The organism is Gordonia gummivorans, from assembly GCF_022513585.1.
In the GTDB taxonomy this organism is placed as follows: domain Bacteria; phylum Actinomycetota; class Actinomycetes; order Mycobacteriales; family Mycobacteriaceae; genus Gordonia.
This window is the reverse complement of sequence record NZ_JAKWBF010000025.1, coordinates 34,142-57,873: the sequence shown is the minus strand read 5'-3', so window position 1 is coordinate 57,873 and position 23,732 is coordinate 34,142. Positions and strand designations below refer to the sequence as shown.

Below are 23,732 nucleotides of genomic sequence, written 5' to 3'. Positions count from 1 at the left end.
CCCATTTAGAACCATCGCCAGTCGACCCTTAACTTCTTGCCCTCGACCGGCCGGCGGAGCTCCGCTGCCAGATCCTGGAGAAGATTCTCAAGCTGCGCGACGCCCTCAACGTCGACAGTGTGCTCTTGGCTGGCCCGAGCCTCAGCCTCGCGTTGCGCCTCTTCTTGCTGACGGCGGAACTCCTCTTCCTGTTCGCGCAGACGCTGCTCGCGGTCGGCAGCCTCCTGCTCACGCCGCTTGAGCTCGTCCTCCTGTTCACGTCGGCGTTGGTCCTCTTGATCACGGCGTGCACGTTCCTGTTCCTGTTCGGAATCACCGTCGCCCGGGGTCTCCTTACGGCGCCGCTCAACGAGAAGTTCGGTGACCTCTTTGGCTGCCTCGGTAAGCGCTGGGGCGAGGTCGACATGCATCTGATCGGCGTCAGCGGCATTTCGCAACGCGGTGAGTGCGGCGTCGGCACGTTCGCCTGACAGATCGGGAAGCTGATTGATTAGTTGCCAGTTCGCTCCCTGAAGCGCCGCCGAAACCTCTGCTGCGGACGCGAGCGACCGAGCAAGGGGTGGCAGTTCCTCCGGAAGATCGAATTCGGCGATCACCTGAATCCGGTCCACATGGTCAGCTGCGTCGTGCAATTTATCAAGCAGATCCCGAGCGCGGCGGGCCGTACCAAGTCGCGGACTCACATCCCCCAGCCTGAGCACATCGCTGTGCGCTTCAAGGGCCGCGACCAGATCCGATGCGGCCCGATTGAGGACGCTTACCTTCGCTGCCAACTCGTCCCCAATTCGCTGCACGGCGCTGCTGGAGAGGTGGTGCTCACTAGCCCCAATTCCGAAGATCGCTTTGACCCGGCCTAGGGCTTTGGTCCAGTCGGCCTGGTTCGGGAGGACGGGCTCCTGGAGAGTTATGTCGTTGGCCAATCCGCCGATGCCGGGCGAGCCTGCTGGAGATCCATGGTGGAGCAACTGCCGGTCGGTCAGTGCTACCCATGCCAGGATCAACAGATCCTGGGCGTCGGCGGTCATGCCAGTGTTGGCGATCGCACCTCGGAGTGTGCTGACTGTCGAATCCCCGCTGGCGAGTGCTTTCGTGAAGGCGTCATGCCATGCGAAGTGCACGGTGTCCAGAACGTAAGTGACTTCGCTCAAAGTGCCGACACCGTAGGCATCGATCACCCTTCGCACCTTGTTCGCGGTGGCCCTTTCGACGGTGTCGATCCGTCCACCTTTAGTCATCGCCTCACGCGCTAGGTTCAGCACGGCCGCAAACTCAGGCTTGCGGACTTCATCAGTTCCACGGTCGATATCGGGATGCGTCGGGAAGCGCGCATCGAGACCGCCACCGAGGACGGCTACGACCGCATCGGTGAAGGAGGGTGAAGAAGGCTTCCGTGGGTCGTAATCGCGCGCAAGTGTGACGAACGTGTTCCCCTCCGGCACCCGCTCGCCGAGATGGTCGTCGGTTGCAGCGTCAATGCCGTAGGCCTGACGTAAGGCGAGCACGATCTGGTCACATAGGGAGTCTCGTTGATTGCTGAGCTGCCTGCGTGCAGGTTCTCGATCATTAACAGGCAAGGGAGTCGAATACTGATCGAACCGTGCGCCGGTCAGCAGGTAGTCGAGGACGACGAGCTTGCCGATGTCTTCCATCCGGGAGGCGGTCAAGAAGTGCGGCAGCCACGCGATCGTATCGCTCTCCAATCGGTCCTGCTTGAGCTGCACGAGGCGGAGCACATCGTCGGACGGTGGGTGGCCGGCATCATCGAATGGGAAGTCGACGACTAGCTTCCAGCGTCCGTCAGTCGCTGTAAGTGCAGTGTCGGGGATAGCCCGCGAGTCTCGAACGTTGCCGAAGACGACATCCACCTCTCGCTTCTGACCACGCCATACATGCGTCAGCGAATACTCGCTCCCCAGCGTGCCCGTGAGAGACGCACCAATGTGCTGGGCGATCAGGCGCCGCAGTAGGCCGCGCCGGTTCTCGTGGGTGTCCTCGTTCTGGACATGTACGAGGACAGAGTCGTAGTCGACTCCTGATAGCTGCAAAGTGATGACCGGATCACCGGTCTGAGGACCGACGGTGATCTCACCGAACTCCCCTCTCCACTCGCGTGCGATGCCGACAACTTGGACTGCTTCCTGACCTGGAATCATCGAGACCACCGTGCCGAAGTTGAGCGCTGCAAGCTTGGATGCGGTGAGGTCTTTCAGTGAGGCTGCGCCCGGGGCAATGGCAGCGACGAGGAGGGTCTTGGCGAGCCGGTCGTCGCGCCGGAAGGAGTGGTCACGCGCCAGTCCTTTCGTTTCCTGCTCGGTGAGGCTGTGGCGGTTTAGGAGGTACGGGCGCATTTTTCGGGTGTAGAAGGTGCGCGCTACACGGAACAATTTCTTCATGTCGTCGGTCAGCGGCTCAGCGTCGCCAAGCACGACCACATCGAATAGGTCACCGACGGGGATGACGTCACCGACGGTCAACTCGTCTCGACCTCGCGCCAGCAACTCGCTCATGATCTTCAACGCAGTGCGTTCGCGCTGCATGATCGATGAGAGGGCGATCATCGCGTCCACGAGAGCGGGTGAGAACGGGTAGACCTGCTCGAAATCGACTGCGGCGGAGCCAGTTTCGTCGGTGAGTAAGTGTTTGAATGCAACTGGATTCGCACGCACGCGGGCCACAGCCGCAGCAATCGCATCTCGCCCTGCCTCACTGGTCGGCTCAAGCAGTCGTTTATTGACGATCTGGGGAAGGTTCGCTGCAGCCAGCGTGATCTTGTCGAATCGGCCCTCCCACCACTGGAAGGAGTCGTCCAGTGCGACCTGTTCCGCGCCGACAGCGCCGCCGCCCAGAAAGTCCTTGAGGTTGCGCTGACGAGCCACGAAAGACACCAGCGGGATCGGCAGTGCTCCGATACCTGTCTCTACGAGCTTGGCGACCTTTGAGGTCTCAGTCTGGATGAAGGCGGTGTCGCGCAGGTGGTTTGCCAGCCATAGAACAAGCTCGTCGAGGAAAAGGACGACCCCGTCGTATCCGAGGCCCTTGGCGTGCTCGGTCATCGCTTGGAGACCGTCGGTCATGTCCAACCAAGTGCCGGTGTTCTCGAAGGCCGGGAAATAAGCGCGAACGAGATCGGCGACTACACGCTGCCTTTCCGCGTCTGCTGCCGGTTTGCTTCGGGCAGTGTCATACAACTCAGGAGTCAACGCCGCAGCGAACGTGCCCCAGCCAGACGAACCCGAGCCACTCGCCTCGAACTGGCCGAAGAATTGCTCGTCTCCAAGCTGGGCACGCAATCGGTCAGCGTTCTCGAACAGGGAGTCCGAGCGATGCAGGACCGGAACGGGCGCATCCGGATGGCGGCGCTTCATGGTGGCGAGATAGCCACCGAAGAGGGCTGACTCGAAGGAGTCGGCCCCGATGAGGTGGTAGTCGATGGCGAGGAGCTTGCGGTTGAGCAATCCCTCGTGCTTGGCAACCTGTTCCTGGAGTCCAGTGAGTGCTCTGGCCTGAGGGTTGCCAGCAAGTAGGAGGTGCATGACAGCCATGTAGTGCGACTTACCGGAGCCGAAGGACCCATGGATGAACGCGCCCTTGGACGAACCGCTCGACAGGGTGGCCTCGACCAGTCTGAGACCCTTCTCGAACGACGCCGCGATCGACTCGGTGACCACATAGTCAGCGAGCGTTTGACTCGCGGCCTCTTGCGCCCGGTGAATCTGGAGGACGAAGTCGTCGTCATGGACTGCTAGCGGAATGTCGATCGCTTCGCGCAATGGCAAAGATAGGTCGGTCATCGCGACGCCCTCCGTCCCCGCGTTGAGGCTGGAGGCGTCCACGCTGTCACCTGGTCGCGCGTCTTCTCCATACGGGCAAGATACTGGTCGATCACGCCAGAGATGACTGTAGCCGGGCTTGTGCCAAATTGCGGCTCGTCGTCTGAGTGCCACTGCGCTAGCCAGGGCTCCAATTCCACTAGGCCGGCGACGAGAGGAATCAGGGCGTCGTCTTCCGCACCGAGTGCTTGTAGGGTAGGAATCTCGCGGGCGAGGGCTAGTGCCTGGTCGCGATGGGACCAACCCGCCCAACCCAGGACCGGCGTCGGGTCGCCTTCGCGGGCAATGCCGGGATACGCGATGAAACGTTCCTTGGGGATATCGAATTTGCCCCTTGCTAGCCAATAGCTCGTCTTTGTGTAGTCACCACGGCCGTATTTGGACGGTACCGAGATGGAGAGCTTCTCTCCAGCGTCCTCGCGACGCTGCAACTCCCAAACTTCCTGCCATTCCCGGTACTTCTCAATGCCTGTCGGTTTGTAGCGATAGGCAGCCAGAAAGGGCACCGATTCGTCTGGAATCAAACCTGCGATTACTGCCCCAAGGTCTGGCTCAGCTATTCCGGTGAGTGCGCGGCCGAGTTCCTTAAGTGAGGTATCCGTACGGAGCAGGTCAGCGAGCTCGGCGACCGACCTCGTGATTGGACCTTGCGAGTCCCGCCAGAGCGCGGGGTCCTCAAGGCGGTCGAGGACGGCGTCTCGCAGTGCGTCCACCTGTTGAACTCCCCAAGGAGTAGTCGCCCAGCGACGCTTGAACTCCGGTTTCTCCAACAGTCGGATGGCGTCGTCGGATTCTGCAATTTCAAGGCGGCGCTCGACGAGGACTCTGTAGTCGTCCGGCCAAGAGGTGGGCAGCTCGGTGAGCGGGGTCGAGTCATGACGCTCGAACCACGCAGTTTCCTCTTGATACTCGTCGACTCGCCGGGCAAGGGTAACCTCGAATGCCCTTTGTCCCAACGCGATCACGTCGATAGAAGAGCCGGAGTAGGTGAGATCGGCATCGAGCAGGCGGTACCGCTGATAGACCTCCCAGTCCAACTCCTCTTGTTCAAAGATCAGCCGCGCACGCAGTCGACGCCACTCGGCTTCCGCCTTTGCGAGAGCATCGCTGAGACTCGCCGCGGAATTGGCGAGCCAGGCGTTCACCACCGCCGCTGGTGTGCTGCCAGCTAGTTCTTGTGCCAGCTCATCAATGATGCGTCCCCGATCTAGCGGGAGGGTGGCTGGCAGTGGGAACTGATCGAGTTTGGTTCCAGTGAACTCGTAGCGGGGCTCCCAATCCTCATCTCCAATGCCTCCCCCGATACCACCGTTGCCCTTGTTGTGGCAAACCTGCTTGAGCCAAAAGCATGCGGTAGAGGAGTTCAGCACGCCAAGTAGTTCCAAATGCTGGTCTTCGGTCGCGTCGGCAAGCAACTCAATTCGGAGCGCGCCAGGTTTCTCGATGTGCATCGTATCCACCCGCACTACGTGGAAGTGTGTCGCGATCTTCGCGAACACGAGTCGGATGCGCGAAGTTCGGGTTGCGCTGACCTGATGCCAGGAAAGCCAATCGACGCCGGCGTCTCGATACGATTGCCCCGAGAACGTCGCCCTTGCCCATAACGAGGTCCTCCACCTCCAGAGGGCCTGCCGCGATCGCTCGTCGGCCTTCACTTTGGGCGCTGGGCCCCCAGCGAAGAATAACTCGCCGATCACGTTGGTCGTCCAGTCGCGAGTTGCATCGCCGTCAACGGCGGCAGCTATTTCGGTGCTCGCGACACCCAATCGGGTGAACACTCCGACGGGAGCCGCGAAGTATTCCTCCGCATGGCTGTCCCCGAACATGCCCATTCGGCTAACTCGCTGGCCTAGGCATCCGTCGGTTTGCTCGACAAGGACCTTCAGTTCATTCAGCCCACCGCCTCCCAGCGACCATGGATGAGTTGTGAGACTGGTGCGGTCGAGAGCGGTGACGGTGACGTACTGGCCTTCATATTCGGATTCGTGGACATGCTCAACGATCTCGGTCCATACCAAGCCTTTCGATGGATCCGCGGGCTGCCTTGGCTCGCCTCGTATGGCCAAGACAGCTCGAACTTGCTGAGCAACGGGACGGCGGCGACGGCCGACGATGATCACCGTGGGCGTTCCATGACCTGGGATATAAGCCCGGGAGGTATCGATAACCAAGGTCAGATCGATAGGGTTGCCGATGTCGTGTCCGGCAAAGACATGTTCGATCAGCTTCTTGCCGAACTCTCGCTTCATAAAGGCGTTCGCGGTGATCTGCCCAACATATCCAGCGCCCCTACCCTGCTCTCCTTTGATTGCGAGCCGGAAGAGTAGTTCCATGAAGGGTGCTGAGAGCGCGTACTGCCCGAACGCGGAGACGTACGCGCGCCGGTAAATAGTCTTGAGGGCTCTGTCCTTCGGGGCGATATAGGGCGGGTTCCCAACAACGACGTGGTACTGGCCTGGCTGAAGAATTCCGAAGTACTCGTTTATGTCCTCGTTGTCATAGCGGAAAGCCGACTCGACTGCCCCTTCATCGAAGTCGAACGATTGAGCAAGGCCACCTTGGACACCGAGAAGCGAGTCGCCTATCGCGAGACGGAACCCCGCCGCAGGCACTCCGACAAGCGAACGCTCTCCGGCCGCCTTCAAGCCCGCAACGGTAAGGCGAAACCGTGCGATCGCCACCGCAAACGGGTTGATGTCGACCCCGTGAATGGAGTTCATCGCACGACGGATCCGCTCCCGGGGGTCAATCCCAGGCGCCGCTCTGAGCCACTCTCGGTTGAGTCGCTCGAACGCCCCGAGTAGGAAATGGCCCGACCCACAGGCGGGGTCGATCAGTTTGATCTCTTCGAGTTTGAAGTCTCGAATCGCCGGGGTCAGCGTCTGGTCGAGGATGAACTCCTCCACGAACACCGGGGTCTGGAGTAGTGCGTAGGTCTTCTTGGCGTGCGCGGAGAGGTCTTGGTAGAGGTCGCCGAGAAAACGAGTCTCCAGGCTGGCGTCAGTGAAATCGTGGACGAGGGTGTCGTCCTTCGTGCGCCGCCAGAACTTGATGAGAGCGGTTGCTGACTCCGGGCTGATCTCGGCTTTCCACACTGGGTTGTGCTTGGGATCGACCAAAGCGGCCCCGGCAGGCTGCGCAGCGAGCACCCTGAAGCCCTGCTGGAGCCAGTGGCGACGGTTGTGGGTGGGGTTGTCACGGAAGTAGGCGGTGAGATTCTCTTGGGCCCGCTCAACCCGGTCGCCGGGGCCAGCGATCCAGCCGACGGGGGTCGGTAGACCGTTTATCTTGGCGCCGACGAGCAGGTCGTTGTCCTCACAGAAGCGCAGAAAAGTCGTGGAAACGATCCAGGCGACGGCAGCCAGGTCGATCTCGTTGTCTCGCCAGTCAACCCACGACCATCCGGTGCGTTTGCGGTCGAACGCTTCGGCATACTCTTGCTTCAACCGAGCGCCCCAAGAGTCCAATGGGTCCTCCGCGCGCTGCTTCAAGTCGGCTTGGAGCAGCTTTAGTTGAGCTTTGAGATCTGCTAGGAGAGCAGACGAGTTGATCACTTACGGTCTCCTGGAGTACGGCGGGCAAACGTGTTGTCTGTAAGGAGTGAGAGGTCGGCGGGTAGTTCGACCCAGCGGCTCGGACCGAGCGGAACGGGCTTACCCTCCAACAGCGGGACGGCCTGGCTACCTTGCTTGGCGACAAGCAGCCACCGGGCAGCATGACGTGGCGTGCCGACGTCGAGAACATCTGAAAGTAGCCCTGACATGCTGTATCGGACGAGAGGTCCGGCATTGACGATGAGCAGGGGCTTGTTCCTGGCCAGCTTCGCTTCCCACCTTGGCGTGACCGCCTGCTGGACTAGGTTGGTGAGCTGCGACCAGTCTGCGGTGCCTTTGTCGCCGGCATCGACTCCGAGGACGAATTCCCAACTCGCTCCGTATTGGTTGGCGAGGGCATGTGTCGCCGTCACGACCAGTGACGAGACATCGAGTACTTCGACGTCGTACAGCTTCGAGAGCTGGCGAGCGGCTTTCACATAACGCTTGGGTGGTGTTGTAAGGGTGAGTGCGCCGTGACGGCCGAGCGATTCCTCCAACTTTGCGGCTGCCTCTGTGACGGCGACCGGTGCAAGGATTGTAAGACTGGTGGACGAGTGCGTAGTGGGCCGCGCTTCGGAGGCCAGCTCGTAGACTCCGTTGTTATTCACCACTCCGGGTAGAACCGCGGAAACGAGCATGTCGAGGCGATGCGATGGTGCCGGCAGTTCCACCTGCGGGAACCGCGCAGCGACGCTTTTCCGGACAGCGGATTCGCTGATACGCCGACCGGGTTTGCCGCGAAGCGCACGCTCCACTGCTTGCTGTGGGTCGAGGACGATTGGATACAGCTCGTCGAAACCCGAGACGGCTGCCTTTGTCGAGATCGAGGCAGCCAAACTGAGGAGTCGACGGCCAGGCAAGGCGGTGAGCGGCAACGCACCCGCTTCACTCACGATGTCAGACAGGGCTTTGATGGAGGTAGCGAAGGATACAATGCCGATCGCGACCAACTCGTCTGCACGGCGTCCCAACTCGATAGCCGTCTCGGTCAGGATGTCGGCTGTCACGAATTCCTGGCCCGACTGATCGGGGTCTGCCGACTCTTGCAGGGCGATGACGTTGGCACGCTTTCCGATGCTTCGCCGGAGTTCGAGCTCTGGTTCGGGCATGCGGGCATCAACCTCGTAGATTGCCCGAAGCAACGCCCCGCCCTGGCGTAGGCGATCTTCCCCGTCGAGCAGGGACCCGCGTCGGGAGACCAGTGCATTTGCCAGGGACGGTACAGCCAGCACTCGACCGCTGCGAGCGAGAATTGTGGCTGTTTCGGCGCGGACACCGTCGATCGTCGGACCCAATTCCTTGCCCCAGGTCGTGACGGCGTGATCTATGGCGTGTGCTACGCGCTCTCGGGTCATCCCGAGCGACTGGGCTGCGTCTCCGGTGGACGGCCATTCGCTTGCGTCCACGTCGCCCGATAGACCGAGTAGGCGCTCGGTTACGGTGCGCTCTGCACCCTTGAGCTGATCCAACAGCGAGGACACGAGTCGCTCCGTGCCCATCGCTCGGTCATCGGCGATCTCTCCCGGGCTACTGAGTCGAGTTCGCCAGCCGCGAATTCTCGCCTGGATTTCCTTGCGGTAGGTCTCTCCGAGGCCTCGGATCGAATTGATCTGGGTCGGGTGCACGCCCAAGAGTTCTCCGACTGTCGCGACATCCAGGCGTGAGACGGCGGACAGTGCCCGAGCCGACAGACCCGCCCGCTCCAACGGGGTATCGAGCGTCGCAGAGTCCGCGAGGTCGTCGCTTCCGCCCGTGCCGTCCTCTTCTGTGTCGAGAGCAGCGAACACACTCTGCCAAGCGCCCGCCAACTCATCGGCGCTGCCGAATCGTGCTCGTGCGTCCGGGTCAAGAGCACGTTGGAAGAGAGCGGTGAGTTGAGTCGCAATGGCCGGTTCGAAGCTAGTGGGCTCTATGATCGCTGGGTCACTGGGGTCGGCAGGCCGTCCAGCTCCCTCGCCCCACCACGGAAGCTGACCAGTCGCCATCTCGAAGAGCGTGGTCGACACAGCCCACAATTCGGCTGCGCGGTCGTACTTCTGTCGCCGCCCGCGGCCGAGGTACGGGTCGAGGTATCCCGGTGTGCCAGACGCGGTGTTGTCGACACTCTCACTTGCGAGCGAGAAGTCAAACAAGACCAGCGAAGGCTTCCTGGTGCCGGGGTCTGGGGTGATGCCCAAGTTGGCTGGCTTGATGTCCCGATGAAAGACACCCTGAGATTCGATGTAGATCATCGCTTCCAGCAATTGGCTGCCGTACTGCTCAAGCTGGCCCACCGTCGCTCGCCCCTCTTTGGAAAGGCGTGTGGCCAGTGTTTCTCTGCCAGCGTCGCTGAGCAGGAGTGCGCGCCTATCCGCTACGTCGAGTGGTCCCCCGACGAGTCGGACCACCCGACGGTGGTTGAGCGCTCGCAGCGTGTCGGCTTCAAGTGAGAGCCTGCGTCCGGCTGAATCTGTGCGGGCGACTTTGAGAACGAGTTCCCGGCTGGGATCTTCCGACTCGGTGTCGTGGACTGCGAGTGCCACACCGCTGGAACCTTCACCGCGACGACTCGCGACGATGAAACGGTCGGCGACGATGTCGTCCTTCTGGGCGTCCACGGGGTCATCTACCGATGTCGGGTCCTCGCCTTGGTTTGTCTGTCGGAGTTCGTCGCTCGCAAGGCGAAGAAGCTCCAGCATCTCCTCAATGGTTGCTAGACGCTCTGACTCCGCCGCGCACGTGGCCATAGTGACGACCTCGGCCGCGCTGTCGGGCATCCCCGGCGACGCCGCGCGCGGGTCAAGTGACCCCGCTTCGGCCAGGCGCTGCTCCAACTCGACAAACGTCTGCGCAGGCGGCTTACCCGTGAGAAGCAGATAAACGAGGACACCAAAACCGTAGACGTCGAGTGGAATTGGCGGGAGGCCTTCGGTGGAGTGACGTGCCTCGGGTGCGAGCCAGATCCAGTCGTCCTGGTCGGCCACGCCCATGAGGTCGTCTACACCCGCGCTGATGTCAGTTAGACGCGAGGCACTTCGCGTCGAACTGTCGCGCTGGGCGAAGTACCAGTCTCGGATTGTCAGGTCGGGCAGGGCGCCCTTCACGGGTGTTGCCCACACTCGCCGCGGTGACAGCGCGCGATGGCGAAGGTGAACGTTGTGGGCGAACCGCAGAATCTCGCCCAAGCGAACTGCTAGCGCGAGTCGCTGGGCGAGGTCGAGTTCGGACCCCTCGCCGGACATGTAGGCGTCGAGCGGAAGCTCGTGGGGATTGTGCTCGAACACCAATGCAGGGCCGTCGTCGGTTCGCTTGAAGTCGATCGGCACTGCGATGCCACCATGCCGCAGCCCCTGGGTGAGCTGAAACTCGCGTTGCGCGAGTTGTTCGATCTGCTGACGATCGGCTGGTGACGCTTTAGCAGGCACGTCATACAAGCGCAGCCGACGCTTTACATCGGGCAAGGCAGGGAGGTTGACGAGCACGTCCTGCCAGTCCCGCCCCTGCGCGATGGGCTCCTTGTCGGCGACGACGAAGTCGCCGACCATCCTGACCTTGGGTGTCGGCGTGAATCCCGCTGCGTCACAGAGCGAACGGACTTGCCTAGCCCGCTGGAGATCGATCGACTGCCAGAAGTCGTAGGGGGGATTAGCGAGAAACTTTGAGAACTTCACAAGACGGGGCGAGGAGTTGACGTGATATCCGTCGAGGATCAGCACTCCAATGTCCGCGGGCGGTGCAATCTGGACAGTGCTGCCCTCCCCGTGCATGACGACGAGGGCCTCGATGCGCGGTATCCGGGAACGGGCAGCTTGGTTGGGGGCCCGGTCTTGAAGGAGACCTTTCAACCACTTCGCTTTTCGGTCGGCACCCAATCGGGGGTTCTCGACGTTTCGCTGGCCATGGGCCCAGTGCTGAGAGTCGCCCCGGATTGTGCCGTGCCAGCCCTTGAGTTCGACGAGGTACATGCCGTTCGATGTCAGCAGGAGTACGTCGACTTCCGCAGTACGTCCCCGATCGCTGATGAACGTCAGGTTCACCCAGGCGGTGGTGATGCCATCTTCCGGCAGAAGCTCACGGAAGGCATCGAGCGCGGCCGCCTCTGCAGGGGTCGCCGGATCGCCCATCACCTTCCAAAGTGGAGAGTCACGCTTCATCGCGTACCCGCATTGGATGCCAGCGTCGCGGTCCATGCGCGCAGTCTCGACCCCTTCACACGTGTGACCCTATCTTTCATCCAAGCCCGAGTCGTTCAGTGTTCCGGTCCGCCGTATCGCGCAAGGTGCCATTCTGCGTGTGCCAGCTGCCGACGGAGCGCCTCGACGGTGTGACTGCGCTTCCCAATCAATGCGATCGAACCCTGAATCGCCGCGACCTCACGAAGCAGAGCGCGTCGGCTGGATGAGTAACTCTGTGCGCAACTCCGCGAGCAAAACATGGGGCGACGGCCAGCGGAGTGCTCGGGGTAGGTGCACGGCTCTGCGCAGTTCGGATGCATACAAGATGCCGTTTGGGGATACAGCCGACGTTGCGACAGCAGCTCGTCAGGCGCGGTGACTGGTTTCAGGGAACGAATGCTCATGGCACATCATCTACGCGCGGCCTCCGACACTCGTGTCGAAGAACGCGCCTCTCCTGTGGGTTTGTGTGTGTGGTGAGGCCATTCTAGCGGATCAATAGCACAGCTGCAGGAGCTACAACTGGGCAAATTCGCTTGCGACACGCCGCAATCACGCGAATCAATAGCGAAGGAATCGGGGTATCTTCCTTGTGTGCCCTGGAACTTTGGGGGCGGGAGTAGACGTCGCGCCAACGACGTCCACCCCCTTCGGGCACCCGGATGATGAGAGGTGACCCGCGTGGTCAATCGTAGTGCCACCGCTCTCGCGGTCGGCGCTGTCACTGAGGCAGCGCGCGACGACGCGTTCGAGTCATGGTGGTCTCCGCAGACAGGGATTCCGCCGCCCGCAGCATTCTGATGCCCTGATTCGTTGACGCATCCGCGTCTCGAATTACCGGAAACATTCATGTTCCGGTGTGCCGTGGGAGGGCCGGTTGGCCCCGGCCCCCCACGGAGCGGCAACGCCGCATTCGACAACCCGCCAGTCTGATGGAAGGACGTCATGTCTATTTCAGCGTGCCCTGGGCACGAACTCAAGCCCATCTCTTGCGTGTCGAGCGGAGGATGGTGATGGCGCGGCACGCGGGTGGTCCTGCACCCGCTGCGCCTGAGCCCGTCGATCCTTACGACCTGGACGAATCCGACTCGCTCATCAACGCCGTCGTAAACGACGATGCCCCAAAGCCACGTGTCCAGGAGCTTCCGCTCCACGGAGTGGACCGGGAGCGCTACGAGCGATTGATGAACCGCCGACCGAAGGTCCGCAACCCCGAGGTCGGAAAGGTGGCACTGGAGGCCGCCGCACTGTTTCAGGCATCTCGCCCCTTCGTGTCGGAGGCTGTTGACCGCGAATCCGTATCAGCGTTGACGCAGTTCCTGGTGCACACCCATCACGAAACTGGCACGGTCGACCTCTACCGCGCGTTGCGGCGACCAACAGTCACCCGATACCTCGGCACACGGAAGAGCAGTGCCCCACGCACAGTGCGGTACTACCTGCATTCCGCGGGGCGAGTGCTGCACCCGGCGGAATTCCCGACCGGCAACGGCGACATCATGTACCGCGGGGAACTCAGCGCACCCGCCACTGTCGATAACATTCGCGCGCTTCGGGAGGCGGCGCCATCATTGAGCCCGAAATGGGAACGCGCACTGCAACTCATCGTCGAGATCGTACTGGCATGCGGAGCTCGCATCTCAGAATTGAAATGGATGCAGCACAATGACTTTCGATGGCGCGAGTTCGATGGTCATCGGGTCCTTGTGGTGTCGTTGTCGACAGCAAAGACCCCGGTCCGGCAGGTGCCGGTGGTGGATGAGGCACAAGCACGGCGGGTGATGCGCCTGGTGCGGGATGCTCCTCACGACCGGCTGATGGCCTTCGGGGAAGCTTCGACGGTTGAACGGAATGCCGTCAACAGGGTGAACGAGAAACTCGCTGACCGAGGCCTGTCGTGCAGGGTCAACCCATACGCGCTGCGCAACCGGTGGATGGTCACCCAGGCGAAGACGCTCAAACTCGACGAATTCTGCGCGGTCGCCAACATCATCGACATCCGCGGTGTCCGGGCCATCATGACTGGCCCCACACCATCGCTCTCGCACCTCACGAAGGCCATGTGGGACGCACAGCAGCGAGACAACTCTCGCGAAAACGGCTGACTGCTAGCCACTTTCACTAGTTGGCGGGCGACGTCAGTCGCTTTGCCGACCCCGAATCTTTCGAAAGGCTTCATCATGGCAATACATCCTCGGCACTTCGACCCCGCATGCACACCCTCTCCCCAGACCTTCGCCACCGCCCTTGCGATGGCCAAAGGTTCAGGAATCGCTGAACTAATCGCCGGGTGGAACAAGCAACAGCGCCGGCCATCGCAAGGAGGGCGGCGTCGCCTGCCCTACACGATCGTGGGCTGGCAGACGGCGCTGATCGTGCGGGGCCTGCTATCCCAGCCGCCCACAATCACCGGAACCTTTCGCACCCTCCTGGACTTCAGTGCTGAGCAGCTTGCTGAGGTCGGTATCGACGACAAGGCCCTTGATCCTATGCGCAGCAATTTCGAGCGCGCCTACAAGAGCTTCGCTGGATGGCTCGACGCCGAGTTGGAGTGCTTGGACTCCGGACCCGACCAACCCGCCAGTCGCATCACCGTCGACCAGTCCCGAGCGATTGAGCGAACACGAACACCCGAGCAGCAAGCCGCCTACAAGCTCGCGGGTGAGCGCCGCGCCGAAGTCGTTAACGCAATCGTTGCAGCGTGGATTGATCCCGCACTTCGTGCAGGCCGACGAGGTGATCTGGTTGTCGACGGGATGATCGTCGACCTTGCTGGCCCGTCGCCCGAGTTCACCCGCCAAGAGAACCGACGGCGAGCAGCCGCATATCCCGGGGCGAATTACCGACGCGACGCCCGCCACCGTCTCGATTCCGAAGGCAACAAGATCGCCAAGAAACGTGGCTGGGGCATCGAAGTCACGGCAGTCACTTCTGTCGGCCCGGTAGGGAACCTACACAGCGTTCCACCCCTGTTCACAGGCCTCTCGATCCACAAACCCACGTCCGGGTCGCTGGAAGGACTCGACGAAGCGGTTCGCTTCCACCGCAAGGCGGGCTTCGATACCCGGTCAAAGGCCGCCAATGCCCGCCGCCCACTGCTCGTCGCCGACATGGGATATTTGAAAAAGGGCTGGGGGGGGGGGGTGGCAAATCGCGAACGGATACGCGGCGATCTTCCGCTATCCGGAGCATTGGACTTCGCTGGTCTTGCCAGCCGTCGACCCGACCGGTGCGAACCGGAAGAACGCCCCCGGCCCGACGCAAATCGAAGGAAACTTCTACTGTCCGGCCGCGGTCGAACTCTACAACGGTCGGCGCATGATTCGACCCCTGCGCACCATCCTCGACAAGGACGCGTGGGAGGCCCATGATGTGCGCCTCAAGCGGATGATGCCGATGGTGATGGGAGTCAATCGCAGAGCCTACGAAGCCGGGGAACGTCGAGGCCGACCGAAACGAGGTAGTGACGGCAAGCGGGTGATGAAAATGGAGTTCACGTGCCCAGCTGCTCTCGGAAACGTCCGTTGCGCACGCTGGCTCAATCCGGCAACGGACGGTCGCGACGATCTGCCATTCATCGACCCAGGCCCCGAGGTACCCGTATACCGGAGCTGCCGACAGAAGGCGACGGTGGTCACCCTGACCGACGACCAGGTTCAGCGGCAACAGCACTCCCAATACATTCCCGGATCGTGGATGCACGCCATCACCTACGAGGCCTATCGCGCGCTCACCGAGCAACGGTTCGACCTCGTCCGACGGCGCCCATCCACCGGCTTGGAGCACCTCAAGTACGGGGCCCGGCGTGAGCCCGTCGTGTGCATCACTATCGCGGTCGCATTCGCGGTCGTGAACTGGCTGACGATCCAGGGCTTCAAACACCGGGGCATCCCAGACTTCGAGTCGATCGACGAACGGTGGCAGCAACTCACCGACGATCTGGGGCATGATCCGGCCACGGAGCCGCCCCGCAGCTAGCTAGGGGCACGTCAACAACTTCACACCTGCGAGGGATGGTCTCCCATGGAGTCCATCCCTCGTCGTGTCTCCACCAGGCGGTAATTCTCCGAACATTCTGGGACCAGAATTGCGATGACTTCGTGAAATCAGCGCAGAACCACCGACGAGCAGAAGGCCGTCGGGCGTGCGAGTGCCCGTGCCCAGTTGTCAGCAAGCGACTCAGGGAGCACGCGCGCCGATCCGGCGCCCGTCGTCGACTGCCGAAAATTCTCCGGACATCAGGGACAAATTCCCCGGACACCCATCGCTGGCCCGGTGGCTGACCAGCCATCACGGACTGCACACCACGAGCGGCACCACAGCAGCAGATACAAGGCCACAGTCCTGTCGGACTGTGGCCTCGCTGTTCGTCCAGTTCGGTCGGCTAGAGGAGCGCCGAGGTTGAGATTTCGGGGACTTCGCTGCGCTCGAACCTCATGTCCGGGCGTCTCCGGGCATGGTTTGGGAGGATTCTCCGCCGCGATATCGGGTAGCGCCGAATTCGAAGATGCTGACGAAGAAGAGCACCACGAGGAGTACGCCGCCAGCGGTGGCAGCCACTTTCAGTGCCCACAAGGTCCCGTCGGTGTACTGCGACACCCACGCGTAGAACAGGAGGAACACGGCAATGCCCGTGGAGATCTCGGCCGATGCCTCAACACGTGCTGACCACAAGGCCAGCTGTTCACGCGGTGATTTCGCCATCACCTTCGATGCCCCCTTGATGACCGTGAAGACACCGGTCATCGCCAGGAGCCAAGGTGCCAAGTCAGCCCAGCTCGTCATGCGCGCCTCCTCGGCAGTCAAGTACTGCTGCTGTTTGTAGCCGGATGGTCCGACAAAAAGAGTGCGCGGACCGCAGCGGCGAGACCGGGTCTATTCGGCGGACACGAGCGGCCTGCACTTATGTGAACAGGCGCAGTGCGGGTTGGTTTCGATTGCCGGATGACCTGTCGATGGGAAGTGTGTGCCCGGGTGAGGTCTACACCGAGCGGCAAGAACCGGCGAGCTTCAGCAGGTGGCCGTCGACGTATCAACCCAGTTCGGCGCTCGGCTCGACCGCGGCACGCTCAGACGACGGAATCCGGAATCGGCAGTGCTGCCCGCGGGTTGGGCGCTGCCTCAGCCAGTAGAGCGGCCCCTCGCGCACAGGCGAACTCGGGATCGTCGGGCACGATCACCGGGCAGCCGAACCGCGCGGCCACGGCTTCGGCAAGCAGCGGGAAGCGTGGTGCCGAGCCGATCAGGACGACGCGGTCGGGTTCTGCGCCAGGTGCGGCGCAACGCTGCAGGGCGCGCACGATCTCGGCGGAGTGGGGGCGGGCCAGTTGGTAGACGTCGTCGGGATGAATTGTCACGTTGTGCTTTTCGATGCGACGCGTGCAGGGCGCCGCGACCTCCACTCGAATCGAACCGGTATGCAACGTGTTTCGAGTCTCGGCGCAGATTGCACGCACTTGGGCGAGCAGGGCCGGATGGCGCGGTACCGGGCGGCCGGCGCGGGCCGATCTGGCCAGGACACGGCGTCCGAGACGCTCGTCGAGGCGGGACACGCCGAGACCGGGATAGCCGTGTGCGGTGACAGCCGTGAGATGACCCGAGCGCGGCCGTCGGGCATGGCCGACGATCGCGCTCTCGGCACGCAGATCGCACACCGAAACCTGTTGCGCGCCGACGAGTCCTTGGTGTGGTCGATCCACCCCAGGGCGACGTCGATGTCTGGAGCGAGAAGCAGGGCGCGGTTCTCGCCGAGCCCGGCCCCTACGAGGCTGGTGTGAAACGACGACAGCTGGGCCACCGTCCAATACGTCGGATGCGCGATGAGTACCCGCGAGACGTGCTCGTGTCGGCTGCTTTCGACGGCGGCGACGACCGTCGCGATCAGCGTGGCGGCGAGGTCGTCGGCCAGCCGATCCGGTGCGCCCGGGACCGAGAGCGGACGCGGGTCGCCGATGTGGTCGACGAAATGGCGGTAGATCGCGTCGTGGTTCCGGCGGTCGGGCAGCGTCGGTGCGGTGTCGGCCGGCCATCGCAGAGATGCCGGGAATACCTGTCGCGACTCGCCGGCCGAGCCGTCTGGGCCGACTGCGGCCAGCACGCGATCCGATTGAAGATGAAGCCCGAGAACGACGCTCACGTGAACCTCCGCCGACGTCCGTTGTCTCTGCGTAGGTGGGCCCGATGGGGTCTACCACCATTCAGAATGAACCTGTTAGCTGGTCAAACGATGAAGGCTGGTTGTGGTTTTGCTTACAGTGCCGGCGCCCAAAGTTTGGACCGCCACTCGTTCCGACCGGTGATAAGGTTGACTTATGGGTCTGGTTGCCGAATACCGCAACGCGCGGCGTGCCGAAGATGTTGCGCGCCTGCGACGCATCCTTGCCTTGCGAGCGCTGGCCGCGACCGGGAAGTCCCAACGCCAGATCGCGGAGATCCTCGATATCACGCAGCCGGCCGTCAGTCAGCAACTCAAGTTCGCTCCCGACCTCGACAATGTTCACCCGGAGGTTCTGTTGGAAGCTGCGGCGCCTGTCCTCAAAACCCTTGCGGCCGAACGCGGATACACCCGGATGGCGGTGTTCGGTTCGGTGGCTCGCCATCAGGCGCATCCCACGTCGGATATCGACCTGCTTGTCGAGGCGCCCGAGGCGACGTCGTCGTTCGACTTCGTCGGCTTCAAACAGCTGCTCGAGAAGGTCCTCGGGCGAGAGATCGATCTCGTCGAGTACGGCGGCCTAAAGCCCACCGTCGACGATGACATTCGTCGAGAGGCAGTGCTGCTCTGATGGACCGGAAAGCGGCCAAGGAGCTCCTACATATCCACGCCTGGCTGCTACACGTGGAGGAAATCAACAGCCGCGGCAAGGACGCCTACATGGGCGATCATCTGCTGCAGGAGGCTGGCGACTCCCTGATGATGAAGCTCGGTGAGTCCGCCAATCGACTCTCCAGGGTAGGACTCCTTGCGCCCGAGGGCGTCGAATGGTCGCTCGCAGTCGCCAATCGCAACTTTCTGATCCACCAGTACGACGAAATCAACCGCGAACTCAGCTGGCTCACCCTTTCCAGGGACTTGCCTGCCTGGCACGAGTCGTTGAGTGCGCTCATCGAGGGTGCTTCCACGGTCATCGAGGACAGTGCGCTGGGTACGGATCACGAAGCCCCGCGTGGCGAAGTCGAGTGAAGCGGAGCGGAGGCTTCCGTCGAGGAGAACTTGCGTTGCCTGACAACCACTCACCAGGGTTTGCGCGCGGTCCAACGACGGCGAGCTCAAGCGATTCGACCGCAGCCGGCGCGGCAGCATCGAGCGCGCAGGCTGGCTACCTTGCTTCCACGTGCTGAGAGTGAGCGGCACGGTATTCAACCTCGCCACACCCGACGAGCGCACGCCATGCCTGGGCGAGGACGACCTCCCCGAGGATGTGGGCGAGAGAGCCCCCGAGAGCGCGCTTCGACATGCCCGCGAACGTGGCGGGTTCACGGTCCGAGCCAGTGATCTCGCACCGTCGCCGGATTAGGCCGGCCAGGGCAGCACGCGCATCGGTCATATTGCCGATCCCGGTCAGACTGACCGGTGGGCCATACTGTTCGTTGACTCGCGCTCGCTTCTCTGGAGGTTCCTGTGGCTGGTGGCCTCGTTGCCCTGCTCGACGACATCGTGGCCCTGACCAAGGTGGCCGCGGCATCGATCGACGACATCGGCGCGGCAGCCGGTAAGGCCAGTGTCAAGGCGGCTGGCGTGGTGGTCGACGACACCGCCGTGACGCCCCGGTATGTCCACGGCTTCACCCCTGACCGTGAGCTGCCGATCGTCCGCAAGATCGCCATCGGGTCGATACGCAACAAGCTGCTGATCATCCTGCCGGTGGCGATGATCCTCAGTCAGTTTCTTCCTCAGGCGCTGCCGTATCTGCTGATCGCCGGCGGTCTGTTCCTCTCTTACGAGGGCGCCGAGAAGGTGTACGAGGCGTTCGGCGGTGGACACTCCCACGACCACGCCGACGACGACGTGCCGGCTGCGGAGAAGGGCCCGGAGTTCGAGAAGACGATGGTCAACGGCGCGATCCGCACCGACCTCATCTTGTCGGCGGAGATCATGGTGATCTCGTTGTCGTCGGTGGAATCCGAACCATTCCTGACACGGCTGTTGGTGCTCATCGTCGTCGCCTTCCTCATCACGATCCTCGTCTACGGCGTGGTCGGAGTGATCGTCAAGATGGACGACGTCGGGCTGTCGTTGGCGCAGCGCGAGTCGACGGTCAGCCAGCGAATTGGGCGTGGCCTGGTCAAGGCGATGCCGAAGATCATGTCCACGCTCACCGTCGTCGGCATCGCCGCCATGCTGTGGGTCGGTGGCCACATTCTGATCGTCAACGTCGGCGAGGCCGGATTCCACTGGCCCGCCGACCGTCTACACGACATCGAGCACTGGTTCGAAGAACTCGCCCATGGATTCGGGGGACTGTTGAGTTGGACCGCTGGGACGGTGGTGTCGGCGCTCGTGGGATTGGTGGTCGGCGTGATCATCGTGGTGATCATGCACTTCATCCCGCGGCGCAAAAAGAAGGAGCCTGCTGAGTCAGCGGCGTGATCGCCGAGCACTCAACACTGTCGCCACGCGGTTGCCCAGCACCTTCTCCACCGGATAGCGGTCGATCTGGTCCAGCGTCAGTCCAGCTTTGGGGCTGGTGATGCGCTGCAACTCGTCGCCACCAATGTCGGGAACCTCGAGTGCGATCTCGCGCGCTTCGTCGACGTCGATGTTCTCGTGGGTCCACAAGTAATCGGAGCCGCGGTGATGGTCCTCGGTCACAAACCAGTTGGCGATGAACATCGATCGGTTCGGGATCAGCGTCCACACCTTGCGCTGATCGATGAAAGCGCGGGCGTTCGGCTTGGTGGCTGCCAGCCAGTCCACCGACTCATCGTCGACGCGGATGAGACGCCAGAACTCCCAACCGTTGGTCGGCATCGTTACCTCCGAGAACTCGTTTTTCCTGACTGCGCGAACCGCACCGATGACACCGGTCAGCGTCGTCGTCTGGATTATCCAGTTGACGCCCATGTCGCGTGTCATCGATGCGGATCTCACCACGACGTCGTGCAGGAAGACACCAGATCTGCCAGGGAGTCGGCAAGCGCCCGACGAGTAGTGATCTGTGCTTAGCTCAACTCAGATTCACGGTGAGACCCCGTGCTCGAACGCGGGACGTCGCGAAGGAGCGCCATGGCTGACATCGACCCCGACACCGTCCACACGTCGAGTCCGGACACCATCACCACGACCCTGAATGTCGATACCGCACAGGGACTTTCCGACACCGAAGCAGCGCATCGACGCGAAACCTCCGGCGCCAACCGGCTCGACGAACAAGCCGGCGAATCCGCTCTGCGCAAGATCGTCCGGCTGCTCGCCGACAAGATGACGCTGGTGCTCATCGCGGCCGCCGCCGTGAGCGCGGGGGTGTCGCACGAGTGGGAGACGCCGGTGGTGATCCTGCTGGTCATCACGTTGAACACGGTGCTCAATTACGTCCAGGAGTCGCGCGCGGAGGAGAGTCTCAAGGCGCTGCAGACGATGTCCATCGCGCGATCCCGCGTCCGGCGCGACGGTCGTGAGCAGCAGATCGATCGCACCGATCTGGTGCCCGGCGACGTCGTTCTCCTCGAGGCCGGTGACGCGACACCAGCCGACGGCCGAGTGGTCGAGGCGGCGCGATTGCAGGTGGCCGAGGCGGCGCTCACCGGTGAGTCGCAGCCCGTCGACAAGACCACCGAAGCCCTCGACGACCCCGACCTCCCCGTCGGCGACCGCACCAACATGCTCTACATGAACACCGAGATCACCCGCGGCCGCGCCGTCATGGTGGTCACGGCGACCGGCATGCACACCCAGATCGGCAAGATCGCCGGGCTGCTCGGCTCGGCGGGCACCGACAAGACCCCGCTGCAGCGTCGCATCGATCAGCTGGCGACACTGCTGACGATCATCGCGATCGTCGTGGTCGTGATCGTGTTCGTTCTGGGTCTGCTTCGTGGCGAGTCGTGGGACGACCTCCTCCTCACCGCCGTGTCGCTTGCCGTCGCGACCATCCCCGAGGGCCTGACCGCCGTCGTCGCGTTCACTCTCGCGCTGGGTGCGTCGCGGCTGGCGAAACGCGGCGCCATCATCAAACAGCTCGCCGCGGTCGAGACGCTGGGAAGCACCACCCAGATCGCGACCGACAAGACCGGCACGCTCACGCTCAACGAGATGACGGTGCGACGCTTCCTGGCCGGCGGCAAGAGCTACCGCGTCACCGGTGAGGGGTACGCGACCGACGGCAACATCCTCAGCGACGGTGAGGAACCGCTGCCCGATTTCCGCCGCGCCTATCTGGCGATGTCGCTGTGCAACGACGCGTCGGTCTCCGACGGAACGCTCGTCGGCGACCCGACCGAGGGCGCGCTCGTGGTCCTCGCGGAGAAGGGCGGCATCGACGTCGCGGGTGCGCGGGAAAGTCATCCGCGCCTCGGTGAGGTTCCGTTCGACTCCGACTACAAGTTCATGGCCACCTTCCACGAGACCAGCACACCCAACCCGCAGGACCGGGTGCGCTGTTACGCGAAGGGTGCGCCAGGCGTTCTGCTGACTCGCGCCAATCGTCTGCGCGGTGGCGACGGCGAGCGTGAACTCACCGACGCCGACCGTGACCGCATCACCGACGCAGTGGATTCCCTTGCACGCCAAGGGCTACGCACCTTGATGATCGCCGGGCGCACCCTGGAAACACTGCCGTCCGACGCCGAGGGATTGTTCGACGCGGTGCAGGACCTCGTCGTCTACGCCGTCGTCGGCATCTTGGATCCGCCACGCCCCGAGGCGCGGGAAGCCATCAAGATCGCACACGGTGCAGGCATCGGCGTCCACATGATCACCGGCGACCACCTCACCACCGCGAGCGCGATCGCCCACGATCTCGGCATCGACGGCGACTCCGTGTCGGGTAGTGACCTCGACCAGATCGACGACGACCAACTCGTATCTCGTGCTGAAGGATTCGGGGTCCTGGCCCGGGTCGCGCCCGAACACAAGATCCGCTACGTCGAATCCCTCCAGAAGGCGGGTGACGTCGTCGCCATGACCGGTGACGGCGTCAACGACGCACCCGCGCTCAAACAGGCCGACATCGGCATCGCCATGGGGATCACCGGCACCGACGTCTCCAAGGGCGCCGCCAAGATGATCCTCACAGACGACAACTTCGCCACCATCGTCGCGGCCGTGCGTGATGGGCGTGGCATCTACGCGAACATCATCAAGTTCGTGAAGTTCCAGCTCACCACCGCATGGGGATTCGTGATCATCTTCCTCACCGCGGGGGTGTTCGGTATCGCCGGCGGCGCACCGTTCACGGCGTTGCAGATCCTGTTGGTCAACATCATCATGGACGGCCCGCCGGCGCTGGCGCTGGGCGTCGACCCCACCGAACCCGACGTCATGCGTGAGAAACCACGGTCACCGTCGGAACAACTCCTCAACCGAAATCGGTTGGTCCGCATCCTGTTCCTGGGTGTCGTGATGTCGGTGGGCACGATCCTCGTGCTCGTCTTCGCCGACGACATCTTCCCCGACAGCGCCGACGACGCCCTGTTCGCAACAACTCTGGGCTTCACGACCTTCGTCTTCTACCAGGTCTTCAACCTGCTCAACGTGCGGTCGGATCGCCACTCGGTGTTCTCGTTGCAGACGTTCACCAATCAGGCCGTGTGGTTCGCCATCGTCGGCGTGATCATCCTGCAGATCGCGGTGCTGAATGTCGGTTTCCTGCAGAACCTTTTCGACACCACGTCGCTGACAGCTCCGCAGTGGGCGTTCGCGGTGGCGGTCGCATCGTCGGTGCTCTGGGCGGAGGAGATCCGGAAGGCCGTGGTGCGTATTGCCTTTCCGGTACAGGGGATCACAGCAACAACACCCACACAAACCGCAACACGATGACCGACAACCCCAGAATGGCGGTGGCCACAAGCCATCGTCGTGCCAGTCGATCTCGAGTCTCGCGATCGCGGTCGGGGCGATCCCGAAGGTAGACGTAGGCCGCGATGACGGCGCAGGCCGAGGCGGCAGTGCCGAGGACGAGCAGGACGATGAGGAGGGAGATCAGCGTTCGTCA

At 62.8% G+C, this 23,732-nt stretch carries 14 protein-coding genes; 7 read left to right on the top strand and 7 right to left on the bottom strand.

The features are described from left to right. Nucleotides 1–5 precede the first annotated feature (5 nt). The 3 genes from MKW15_RS17550 to pglW are packed head-to-tail and all read right to left on the bottom strand — an operon-like array spanning nucleotide 6 to nucleotide 11,595. Nucleotides 6–3,833 carry a DUF6079 family protein gene (locus tag MKW15_RS17550; RefSeq protein ID WP_240860430.1) on the bottom strand — a complete coding sequence of 1,276 codons (3,828 nt, stop codon included), beginning with the start codon at nucleotides 3,831–3,833 and terminating at the stop codon, nucleotides 6–8. After that, nucleotides 3,788–7,384 (bottom strand): BREX-2 system adenine-specific DNA-methyltransferase PglX, encoded by a 3,597-nt coding sequence (pglX, locus tag MKW15_RS17545; RefSeq protein WP_240860429.1) that lies wholly within the window; start codon nucleotides 7,382–7,384, stop codon nucleotides 3,788–3,790. The genes MKW15_RS17550 and pglX overlap by 46 nt, the downstream gene beginning before the upstream one ends. Continuing rightward, the gene (pglW, locus tag MKW15_RS17540) at nucleotides 7,381–11,595 is read right to left on the bottom strand and encodes a BREX system serine/threonine kinase PglW (protein ID WP_240860427.1); all 4,215 of its coding nucleotides are present in this window, start codon (nucleotides 11,593–11,595) and stop codon (nucleotides 7,381–7,383) included. Before pglW ends, pglX begins: the two co-directional genes overlap by 4 nt. A 1,412-nt stretch (nucleotides 11,596–13,007) precedes the next feature. On the opposite strand from pglW, the gene MKW15_RS17535 reads away from it, so the two are divergent. The 3 genes from MKW15_RS17535 to MKW15_RS17525 all read left to right on the top strand — a co-directional run bounded on the left by MKW15_RS17535 (nucleotide 13,008) and on the right by MKW15_RS17525 (nucleotide 15,558). Continuing rightward, on the top strand, nucleotides 13,008–13,685 hold the full coding sequence (locus tag MKW15_RS17535; RefSeq protein ID WP_240860425.1) for a site-specific integrase: 678 nt from the start codon (nucleotides 13,008–13,010) through the stop codon (nucleotides 13,683–13,685). A gap of 246 nt (nucleotides 13,686–13,931) precedes the next feature. Beyond that, on the top strand, nucleotides 13,932–14,951 hold the full coding sequence (locus tag MKW15_RS17530) for a hypothetical protein (protein WP_240860423.1): 1,020 nt from the start codon (nucleotides 13,932–13,934) through the stop codon (nucleotides 14,949–14,951). Further along, complete coding sequence (locus MKW15_RS17525; RefSeq protein WP_240860421.1) at nucleotides 14,899–15,558, top strand: hypothetical protein; 660 nt, start codon at nucleotides 14,899–14,901, stop codon at nucleotides 15,556–15,558. The genes MKW15_RS17530 and MKW15_RS17525 overlap by 53 nt, the downstream gene beginning before the upstream one ends. A 456-nt stretch (nucleotides 15,559–16,014) precedes the next feature. On the opposite strand, the gene MKW15_RS17520 is transcribed toward MKW15_RS17525, so the two are convergent. The 3 genes from MKW15_RS17520 to MKW15_RS24590 all read right to left on the bottom strand — a co-directional run bounded on the left by MKW15_RS17520 (nucleotide 16,015) and on the right by MKW15_RS24590 (nucleotide 17,716). After that, nucleotides 16,015–16,365, bottom strand: coding sequence for a hypothetical protein (locus MKW15_RS17520; protein ID WP_240860420.1), 351 nt, complete (start codon nucleotides 16,363–16,365; stop codon nucleotides 16,015–16,017). A gap of 284 nt (nucleotides 16,366–16,649) precedes the next feature. Further along, nucleotides 16,650–16,937: an FGGY-family carbohydrate kinase gene (locus MKW15_RS24595; protein ID WP_240860419.1), complete on the bottom strand. Its 288-nt coding sequence runs from the start codon at nucleotides 16,935–16,937 to the stop codon at nucleotides 16,650–16,652. Next, nucleotides 16,934–17,716: a hypothetical protein gene (locus MKW15_RS24590; protein ID WP_240860418.1), complete on the bottom strand. Its 783-nt coding sequence runs from the start codon at nucleotides 17,714–17,716 to the stop codon at nucleotides 16,934–16,936. Before MKW15_RS24590 ends, MKW15_RS24595 begins: the two co-directional genes overlap by 4 nt. Before the next feature lie 175 nt (nucleotides 17,717–17,891). On the opposite strand from MKW15_RS24590, the gene MKW15_RS17505 reads away from it, so the two are divergent. From MKW15_RS17505 to MKW15_RS17495, 3 genes are all read left to right on the top strand, one after another. After that, a complete protein-coding gene (locus MKW15_RS17505; protein ID WP_240860417.1) occupies nucleotides 17,892–18,365 on the top strand; it encodes a nucleotidyltransferase domain-containing protein in 474 nt (157 codons plus the stop codon). Continuing rightward, entirely contained in the window at nucleotides 18,365–18,763 is a 399-nt protein-coding gene (locus MKW15_RS17500; protein ID WP_240860416.1) for a HepT-like ribonuclease domain-containing protein, read from the top strand. Before MKW15_RS17505 ends, MKW15_RS17500 begins: the two co-directional genes overlap by 1 nt. Before the next feature lie 438 nt (nucleotides 18,764–19,201). Next, on the top strand, nucleotides 19,202–20,170 hold the full coding sequence (locus tag MKW15_RS17495; RefSeq protein WP_240860415.1) for a DUF808 domain-containing protein: 969 nt from the start codon (nucleotides 19,202–19,204) through the stop codon (nucleotides 20,168–20,170). Here the strand turns inward: MKW15_RS17495 and MKW15_RS17490 are convergent. Further along, nucleotides 20,159–20,656 (bottom strand): hypothetical protein, encoded by a 498-nt coding sequence (locus MKW15_RS17490; protein ID WP_240860414.1) that lies wholly within the window; start codon nucleotides 20,654–20,656, stop codon nucleotides 20,159–20,161. The two genes, MKW15_RS17495 and MKW15_RS17490, sit on opposite strands and share 12 nt — an antisense overlap. 150 nt (nucleotides 20,657–20,806) lie before the next feature. Between MKW15_RS17490 and MKW15_RS17485 the strand changes: the two genes are divergently transcribed. Then, nucleotides 20,807–23,557: a cation-translocating P-type ATPase gene (locus MKW15_RS17485; RefSeq protein WP_240860412.1), complete on the top strand. Its 2,751-nt coding sequence runs from the start codon at nucleotides 20,807–20,809 to the stop codon at nucleotides 23,555–23,557. The last annotated feature ends 175 nt before the right edge of the window (nucleotides 23,558–23,732 follow it).

What these genes read in the sequence shown, in the direction of transcription:
- pglW (WP_240860427.1), bottom strand. Translation starts at nt 11,595, where the DNA reads ATGGACCGCGACGCTGGCATCCAATGCGGGTACGCGATGAAGCGTGAC.
- MKW15_RS17525 (WP_240860421.1), top strand. Translation starts at nt 14,899, where the DNA reads ATGATTCGACCCCTGCGCACCATCCTCGACAAGGACGCGTGGGAGGCC.
- MKW15_RS17520 (WP_240860420.1), bottom strand. Translation starts at nt 16,365, where the DNA reads ATGACGAGCTGGGCTGACTTGGCACCTTGGCTCCTGGCGATGACCGGT.
- MKW15_RS17505 (WP_240860417.1), top strand. Translation starts at nt 17,892, where the DNA reads ATGGGTCTGGTTGCCGAATACCGCAACGCGCGGCGTGCCGAAGATGTT.
- MKW15_RS17500 (WP_240860416.1), top strand. Translation starts at nt 18,365, where the DNA reads ATGGACCGGAAAGCGGCCAAGGAGCTCCTACATATCCACGCCTGGCTG.
- MKW15_RS17490 (WP_240860414.1), bottom strand. Translation starts at nt 20,656, where the DNA reads ATGACACGCGACATGGGCGTCAACTGGATAATCCAGACGACGACGCTG.
- MKW15_RS17485 (WP_240860412.1), top strand. Translation starts at nt 20,807, where the DNA reads ATGGCTGACATCGACCCCGACACCGTCCACACGTCGAGTCCGGACACC.